Annotated in this window: 8 protein-coding genes; 5 read left to right on the plus strand and 3 right to left on the minus strand. The window is 71.1% G+C overall.

Annotation, left to right across the window (positions count from 1 at the left end; genetic code table 11):
• Positions 1-82 precede the first annotated feature (82 nt).
• Positions 83-1,657: a molybdopterin-dependent oxidoreductase gene (locus IE245_RS32990; RefSeq protein WP_189954439.1), complete on the minus strand. Its 1,575-nt coding sequence runs from the start codon at positions 1,655-1,657 to the stop codon at positions 83-85.
• A 76-nt stretch (positions 1,658-1,733) separates the two neighbouring features.
• On the minus strand, positions 1,734-3,791 hold the full coding sequence (locus tag IE245_RS32995; RefSeq protein ID WP_229851895.1) for an MMPL family transporter: 2,058 nt from the start codon (positions 3,789-3,791) through the stop codon (positions 1,734-1,736).
• A 369-nt stretch (positions 3,792-4,160) separates the two neighbouring features.
• Between IE245_RS32995 and IE245_RS33000 the strand changes: the two genes are divergently transcribed.
• Entirely contained in the window at positions 4,161-4,571 is a 411-nt protein-coding gene (locus IE245_RS33000) for an ATP-binding protein (protein WP_170313970.1), read from the plus strand.
• A gap of 151 nt (positions 4,572-4,722) precedes the next feature.
• On the opposite strand, the gene IE245_RS33005 is transcribed toward IE245_RS33000, so the two are convergent.
• Positions 4,723-4,962, minus strand: a complete 240-nt coding sequence (locus IE245_RS33005; protein ID WP_030497993.1) for a chaplin — start codon at positions 4,960-4,962, stop codon at positions 4,723-4,725.
• Positions 4,963-5,332: 370 nt separating this feature from the next.
• Here IE245_RS33005 and sigK point away from each other — a divergent pair, with 370 nt between their 5' ends.
• The 4 genes from sigK to IE245_RS37450 all read left to right on the plus strand — a co-directional run.
• Entirely contained in the window at positions 5,333-5,926 is a 594-nt protein-coding gene (gene sigK, locus IE245_RS33010) for an ECF RNA polymerase sigma factor SigK (protein WP_373305444.1), read from the plus strand.
• Positions 5,923-6,672 carry an anti-sigma factor gene (locus tag IE245_RS33015; protein WP_189954445.1) on the plus strand — a complete coding sequence of 250 codons (750 nt, stop codon included), beginning with the start codon at positions 5,923-5,925 and terminating at the stop codon, positions 6,670-6,672. Before sigK ends, IE245_RS33015 begins: the two co-directional genes overlap by 4 nt.
• Positions 6,673-6,709: 37 nt before the next feature.
• Positions 6,710-7,192, plus strand: a complete 483-nt coding sequence (locus IE245_RS33020; RefSeq protein WP_189954447.1) for a peroxiredoxin — start codon at positions 6,710-6,712, stop codon at positions 7,190-7,192.
• A gap of 125 nt (positions 7,193-7,317) precedes the next feature.
• The coding region (locus IE245_RS37450) for an NAD(P)-binding protein (RefSeq protein WP_229851898.1) at positions 7,318-8,001 on the plus strand (684 nt) is incomplete at its 3' end.

Raw genomic sequence — 8,001 nt, forward strand, 5'->3', positions numbered from 1 at the left:
CAGTTGCTCCTTGGGACTTTCTCTGGGTATCGAGGGGGTTGGTCGTGCTGCCCGGTGCGGGCCTTGCGGCCGTCCGGGTGGTCTAGGGGACGGTGACGAAGACGCTGTGCCAGCCGCTCGCTCCGTCGGGGATGGTCCGGGTGCGCTGTTCGGTCTGGGCCTGACCGGTGCCGTCGGTGGCGCGGACGGTGAGGTTGTGTCCGCCAGGGGTGGCGTTCCAGCGGTAGGACCACTGGCGCCAGGTGTCGACGCCTGCCTGTGCGGCGAGGTCAGCGTCCTGCCAGGGCCCGTCGTCGACACGGATCTGGACGCGGGTGATGCCGCGGTGCTGGGCCCAGGCGACGCCGGCGACGGTGACCGTTCCGGCGGCGGGGCGGGCGAAGGGTTTGGGGGTGTCGATGCGCGCCTGGGTCTTGATCGGCGCCTTGCGGGCCCACTTCCGCTTGACCCAGTACGGGTCGTAGGCGTCGAAGGTGGTGAGTTCGATGTCCTCGATCCACTTGCAGGCAGAGACGTAGCCGTACAGACCAGGGACGAGCATGCGGACGGGGAAGCCGTGGTCGAAGGGGAGCGGCTCGCCGTTCATGCCGACCGCGAGCATCGCGTCGCGGCCGTCCATCACGTCCTCCACCGGGGAGCCGAGGGTCATGCCGTCCACGGAGCGCGCCACCAGCTGATCGGCTTTCCCTCCCCGCGACGGAGGGATCACGCCGGCCTCCTTCAGGAGGTCGGCGAGAGGGACGCCGAGCCAGCGGGCGTTGCCGATATAGGGGCCGCCGACCTCGTTCGAGACGCAGGTCAGGGTGATGTCGCGTTCGATGAGGGGGCGCGCCAGGAGCTGGTCGAGGGTGTAGGTGAGGGGACGGGTGACCCCCTTGCCGTGGATGCGCAGCCGCCAGGTTCCGGCGTCGACCTTGGGCACGGTCAGGGCGGTGTCGACGCGGTAGAAGTCGGCGTTGGGGGTGGTGAAGGCGGTGATGCCGGGCACTTTCAGCTGAACACCGGCCGGGACCGCGGGGGCCGGGGAGGCCGGCTTGGGAAGCACCAGGTTCTCCCGGGAGGCGACGGCGCCCTGGCCTTGCCGGCCGGTGAAGTACCGGCCCAGCGCACCTGCCGAGGTAGCGGCGACGGCGGTCACACCGGCCGCGGCGAGGAACCCGCGCCTGCTCCACCCCCCAGTGCCTGGCTGCCCGTCCGGGGCGTGAACGGGAGCGGCTTTGGTCGCCAGCATGTACAGAGCCACAGCTCCCGCCAGCGCTCCGGCGATCGAGGGCAGTACGTCACCGGTGCCGGTGGAGTCGGGACGGCTGAGAGCCGCGGCAGCGCCGACGATCCCGAACAGCAACACCCCCGCCGCACCGGCGCGTCGGTGCGACAGGGCGAGGATGCCGAGGCCGATGGCGATGAGGGCGAGGATCGCGAGGATCCCCAGTTGGAGAACGATTTTGTCGTTCTCCCCGAACGTGCGGATCGCGAAGTCCTTCACCGGAGCGGGGGTCCGGTCGATCACCGCGCCGCCCACCACCGTCACCGGCCCCGCTGCGGGCCGCACCAGTCCGGCCACCAGCTCGGCCACGGCCAGAGCCGTGAACGCGGCCAGGAGTCCGGCCAGTGCGCCGAAGGCGACGCGGACGAGTTTGCTGCGGAGGCTGCTCACGTTGCTGCATTCGGCATCCTCCGCCCGGCGGATTGGTCCAACCCTCGAAAGAGTGAAATCTCTTGCCGGTGTTGCCTTACAGCGTGGGTGTGGAGGCGGCGGCGCGGCCAGGGGTACGGGTGCGCGGAGCGGAGGCTGTGGCGGGCGGGCGGCGGTCGCCCGGGAGGTGGGTGGGCCACCAGGTGCGGGGGCCGAGGTCGAGGATGAGGGCGGGGACGAGGAAGAGGCGCACGAGGAGGGTGTCGATGAGGACGCCGAGGGCGACGATGCAGCCGATCTGGGCGAGGTAGAGCAGAGGCATCACGGTCAGTGCGGCGAAGGTGGAGGCCAGGATGAGGCCGGCGGCGCTGATAACGCCGCCGGTGGTCACCAGCCCCCGGCGGACCCCCACCGCGGTGCCGTGCCTAGTCGCTTCGGCGCGGATCCGGTGGACGAGGAAGATGTTGTAGTCGACCCCCAGCGCGACGAGGAAGACGAAGGAGAACAGCACCACGGCGGGCTCCGTGTCGCTGCTGCCGAACACCAGTTGGAAGAGGAGCGCGGAGGCCCCGAACGCGGTGAACAGGCTGACCCAGGCGGCGGCGACCAGCAGCAGTGGCAGCAGCAGGCAGCGCAGCAGGACGATCAGGACGGCCAGCACCACGGCCAGTGCCAGAGGCATGATCAGCCGATGGCCACGCACCGATGCCTGGTGAAGATCGGCGAGTTGGGCGCTCTGTCCGCCGACCAGTGCCCCGGTCCCGGCCAGCGAGCCGCGCAGCCGGGCCACCGTGTTCCGGGCGGGGGCGCTGTCCGGGCTGTCCGACAGCGTCGCCAGGATCTGCGCCCTCCCACCGGTCTCGGCCGGCGTGGTGGCTGTTGCCGCTACGCCCGGTGTTGAGGCGATCCGGTCGCGGACCTCGGCCGACCGGGCGGCAGGGGCGAGGACGATCAGGGGGCTGGCGGTGCCGGCGGGGAAGTGGCGTACGAGGACGGTGTGCCCGGCAACCGAGGGGGCCTGGGCCGGTAGGGCCTGGTGGAGGGGGACGCCGGTAGGGGCGAGTAGCGGCGCCATAGCCGCTCCGGCGGCGAGGAGGGCGAGGCAGCCGGCCCAGGCCCGGCGCGGCCGGTGCTCGAGCGCCCGGGCCGGCCGTGCCCACCAGTCTCCCGGTGTGCCCGCGTGTGGCCGCAGCACGCGCCGCCCGCACAGTGCCAGTACGGCTGGCAGGAAGGTCAGCGACACGGCGGTGCAGCACGCCATGGCGATCGCCACCGCCGGGCCCAGGGCCCGCTCGGAGGGCAGGTCGCTGAGGACGAGCGTCATCATGGCGCAGGCGATGGTCGCGGCGCTGGCGAGCACGGGCGGCGCGGTGGCGCGGCACGCTGCGGTCATCGCCCGGCGGATGTCCGGCTGTTCGGCGAGTTCCTCGCGGGCGCGGGCGGCCAGGAGGAGGGCGTAGTCGGTGCTGGCACCGACTACCAGGACGAACACGATGCCCTGGGTCTGGCCGTCGATGGACAGCCAGTCCGTCCGGGCCAGTGCGTACAAAACGGCGCAGGCCACCGCGAGGGCCAGGAGAGAACTCACGATCACCAACAGGGGCATGATCACGCTGCGGTAGACCAGCATCAGGATCAACAGGACTCCGCCGAGAGCGACGGCCAGGAGGGTGCCGTCGGTATGCGAGAAGGCTGCGTCGAGGTCTGCTTGAGCGGCCGCGGGTCCTGCCAGGTGCACGCTCGTCCCGCCGACCGAGGCCGCCGCCTTCGCGACGGCGGCCAGGCGGGCGGCCCCGCCGTCGGGTTCGGCGCCGATCACCGCGGTCATGGCGCGGCCGTCTTGGGAAAGCACCGGAGCTCCGGCGGTTCCGGTCAGGCGGACGACGATCTGACGCGCCGCCTGCTGCTGGCGCGCCGTGATCTGTTCGCCCTCCGGGCGGGAAGTCCAGATCACGGCCAGCGGCAGCGCGGCCTGCGCCCCCGCGGGGTTCAGCAGGCGCTCCACCTGGGCCGACTCCGTAGTCTCCCGCAGCGTGACGTCCCCGCCGGCCTGCGCGACCTCGCCGAGACGGACGGTGTAAGGGCCGGCGGCGACCGCCAGGATCAGCCACAGCAGCAACACGATGTACGGCCTTGCACGGTTGAGCCTCAGCACGAAGCCATCCCTCTGTACTGCTGCCGGGGGCGTGCTGCGGGCGCCGGCGGCAGCGGAGCACGGCACCTGATTGCTGTCCTCATCCGCTTCGGCACGGCAGCGGGGCAGGGATGGCAGGCAGCGCTGGAGATCACCTGGACGGCGGCTCGGGACTTTTCCCGGATTCCGGCAATCCATCGCGGCAATCGTCACGAATCGTTACTGAAAGCAGCACTGAATGGCCGGCCGCAGCGTCAGCCACTGGGTTCCCGGACCCTTGGACTGTGACGATGGGTAACCATGCGCGGATTCCACGGCACCATCACAGCCCCACGACGTTCCCCTTCACCCGTTTTCGGTGACGAAGACCACTCACTGCGAGGAATCATCATGGACACCGCCACCGTTCCCTGCGGATGTCCGGTCACGCTGCATCTGCCGCTCCTCTCGGACGAACGCGCGGCCCGCCAGGCCCGCCAAGCCGTGGCACGACTCCTGGAACAGGAGGCGGACGCCTGCCCTCGCGAGGTCGCCGAGGATCTCGTACTGATCGTCTCGGAGTTGGTCGGCAACGCGGTGCTCCACGCCGCCGGACCCTACGCGCTCACCTTGAGCCTGGAACGAGGTCAGGCGGGCATCGCCGTCAGCGACGGGACGGCGGACCTGGCCGGGAGCCATCGAGAAGGGCGGTGCAAGGAGACGGGAGGCCGGGGGCTGAGGATTGTTCGTTCGCTGGGGGCGGACCTCCTCGTCAGCCGCTCCGGCCGGGGCAAGCAGGTCATCGCGGTCCTGACCTGGTAGCCCGGGCGGAGAGGACGTGGTACCGCGGGCGGCTGTGCCGACAGCCGCCCGCGGCCGACCCGCTCGGAGCACACTGCCTTCCGGGCGGATCACCGGTCCGCGCCACCCCGTCTTGAAGGCGGCGGACCGGAGCTCTTCTCGCGGTGCTCGATCAGGCGTTGACGCAGGTGTTGCCGAAGGTCGGGTTCAGCAGCCCGATCACGCTGACGGTGTTACCGCACGCGTTGACCGGGATGTGAACGGGAACCTGCACGAGGTTGCCCGAGCCCACTCCCGGCGAGTGGGCGGCCACGCCCTGGGCACCGGCATCGGCCGATGCCATCGACGCGCCACCGATGACCACCGCACCGGCCGCCAGGGCCACCGCCAGACCATTCCGCACACGAACCATGTGAACTACCTCCCATGAAGGTGCCTCGGCCGAGCAACCCGCGCGGCCGGTGAGGAGAGCGGGAGAACGTCGCTCCGCTCACCTCACGCACCGTCTTCGCCGCCGTCCGCCCTTCGGCTTGGCCCCTGCGCCCGCCTTCCCTCGAACGAGTTACTCGACGATGGCGCGGGTGACGAAGCACCACCCATCCACCCGCCGGTCCGCTACGAAGAATCAACGAAGCACCCACAGGTTTCGCGACCGGGCCGCCGCCGGGCGGCCCGGCACGATCGAGCGACGACACAAGGACCGGCATGCGATGGACGCCCCGCCCCCAGACGGCCGGCCCAGGCCGCCCCTGCGCCTTCTCCCCACGGGCGGAGCGGTGCAGGTGAACCAGCCGCTTCCCTTCGGCGCCGGCCGCAACGGCCGCGCCGCCCCCAGCGACCTCACCGAGACCATGGGCAAGGTGGCGCGCGGTGACAAGCAGGCGTTCTCCGCCCTCTACGACGCACTCGCACCCCTGGTCTTCGGCATCGTCCTCAAAGTGGTGCGCGACCGGGCGCAGTCCGAGGAGGTCGCCCAAGAGGTCATGATCGACCTGTGGCGCCAGGCCGCCCGCTACCGGCCCGACGCCGGCAGCGTGCAGACGTGGGCCGCGACCATCGCCCACCGCCGGGCCGTGGACCGCGTCCGCTCCGCCCAGGCCGCCGCCGACCGCGAGCACGCGCAGGCGGCCCGGGAACACACCACCGCCTTCGACGAGGTCGCCGAACAGGTCGAGACCCGCCTGGAGTCCGAACAGGTACGCCGCTGCCTGCGCGGCCTGACCGAACTCCAGCGCCAAGCCGTGACCCTGGCCTACTACCAGGGGCTGACCTACCGTGAAGTCGCCGAAGCCCTGCGCACGCCTCTTCCCACCATCAAGACACGCATGCGCGACGGGCTCATCCGGCTCCGCGACTGCATGGGGGTGACCACATGAACCACCACACCACCGACGCCCACACCCTCGCCGCCGCCTACGCACTGGGCGCACTCGACGACGACGAACGCAAGGACTTCGACGCCCACCTCCAAACGTGCGAGGCATGCCGCCAGGAAGCAGCCGAGTTCCAGGCGACCACGGCGCGCCTGGCCGCCGCGGTCGCCCAGCCGCCGCCTCCCGGAGCCAAAGCACAGGTCATGGCCGCCGTCGACGGCGTGCGTCAGCTGCCCCCACGCGTCCCCGCCGCCGGTGCGGCACCCGTCCTCGGCGGGATCCTGCGCCGCCGTGCCGTGTCCCTGGCGCTGGCCGCCACTGTGGCCGCCGTCGCACTGGGCGGTGTCGCGGTGTGGCAGACACAGAACGAACAAGAGCTGGAGCAGCAGGCCCGCCAGGCCCAGCAGCAGCTCGACGCGGTCAGTGCCGTCCTGGCGGCCCCGGACGCCCAAACCGTGCACGGCAAGGCCGCCAACGGGGCCCTGACCACCGTCGTCTCCTCCGAGCAGCGGAACCAGGCCGTCTTCACCGCCGCCAACCTGCCGGCGCCCGGCGCCGGGAAGACCTACCAGCTGTGGCTCGACCACGACGGCACGATGCTCCCGGCCGGTCTGATCGACCACGACGGCACCGTCATCCTCGCCGGGAACCCTGCCGACGCGGGCGCCGTCGGCCTCACCCTCGAACCCGCCGGAGGATCCCCCCAGCCCACCACCGACCCGCTGCTGCTGATGGCCCTGCCCGCCTGACCGGGCGCTCCGCATCGATCAGTGATCGAGGTACTTCATGGCAAGCATCCCGGAGATCGGGGACATCGTCGGCGACTTCTGCCTGCCCGGCGGACATCTGGACGGCGAAACCTTCCATCGCCGCGACTACACCCTGTGCGAGCAGCGCGGCAAGCCGCTCGTTCTCGTCTTCTACCCCGGCGACAACACACCGGTATGCACCGCACAGCTCTGCTCCTACTCCGACGGCATCGACCAACTCCAGTCCGCCGGTGCCACCGTGTGGGGCATCAGCCCACAAGGGCTCGACAGTCATGAGAAGTTCGCCCGCAACCGCAGGCTGAGCATGCCCCTGCTGTCCGACGAGGAGCGTGTGGTGGCGAAGTCCTTCGGGATCAGCGCACCCCTGATCGGCCTGCGCCGGTCGGTGTTCATCGTCAACGGCCACGGCCGCCTGCACTGGAAGCACGTCACCGCCATAGGCGCCAGCTACCCGCCCGCCGTCACGCTGAGCACGCATCTCGCCGGTCTCACCGGCTGAACCGGCACACCTCTTCGACCGGACCTTCCACCTCGCGGTCACACATCACGCCAATCCGATCGCCCGACTGCTGCGAAGTACGGGTGAAACGCAGCAGTCGGGCGGCGTGTCGAGTGGCGGGAGCGATGGTGGTCGAACAGCGCAAGGCGGCGATCGTGGGCGCCGGCGTGGCGGGCCTGACGGCCGCCTACGTCCTGGCGTCCTCGTACGAGGTCACCCTGTACGAGGCGGACGGGAGGCTCGGCGGCCACGCCCACACCCGTGAGCTGCCCGGCCCCGGCGGTCGGGCACTTGCCGTGGACTCGGGGTTTATCGTCCACAACGAGCGCACCTACCCCACCCTGTTGAGGTTGTTCCGGGAGCTGGAGATCGGCACGCAGGACGCCGAGATGAGCATGTCGGTGCGGTGTGACGGGTGCGGGCTGGAGTACGCGGGTGCCCGGGGCGCTGCGGGACTGTTCGCCTCCCGTGCGGCCCTGCGGGCCCGGTACCTTCGGCTCCTGGCAGAGGTGCCGGTCTTCCACCGGGGTGCCCGGCGGCTGCTCGCGCGGGGGACTCATGCGGGTGTCACCTTCGGGGACTTCCTGCGCGAGGGCGGGTTCTCCCCCTACTTCGTCAGCCACTTCGCCCTGCCGCTCGTCGCCGCCGTGTGGTCCTGCCCGGCCCGCACCGCGCTGGCGTACCCGGCCGCCTACCTGTTCGCTTTCCTGCACCATCACGGTCTGCTGTCGATCACCGGCTCCCCGCAGTGGAAGACCGTCACCGGCGGTTCGTCCGCCTACGTGACTGCCGCTGCCAAACGCGTCCAC

The organism is Streptomyces roseolus (assembly GCF_014649855.1).
Lineage (GTDB): Bacteria > Actinomycetota > Actinomycetes > Streptomycetales > Streptomycetaceae > Streptomyces > Streptomyces roseolus.

Excerpts from the sequence above, each read along its gene's own strand:
- IE245_RS33000 (WP_170313970.1), top strand. The coding sequence starts at position 4,161 with ATGGACACCGCCACCGTTCCCTGCGGATGTCCGGTCACGCTGCATCTG.
- IE245_RS33005 (WP_030497993.1), bottom strand. The coding sequence starts at position 4,962 with ATGGTTCGTGTGCGGAATGGTCTGGCGGTGGCCCTGGCGGCCGGTGCG.
- IE245_RS33015 (WP_189954445.1), top strand. The coding sequence starts at position 5,923 with ATGAACCACCACACCACCGACGCCCACACCCTCGCCGCCGCCTACGCA.
- IE245_RS33020 (WP_189954447.1), top strand. The coding sequence starts at position 6,710 with ATGGCAAGCATCCCGGAGATCGGGGACATCGTCGGCGACTTCTGCCTG.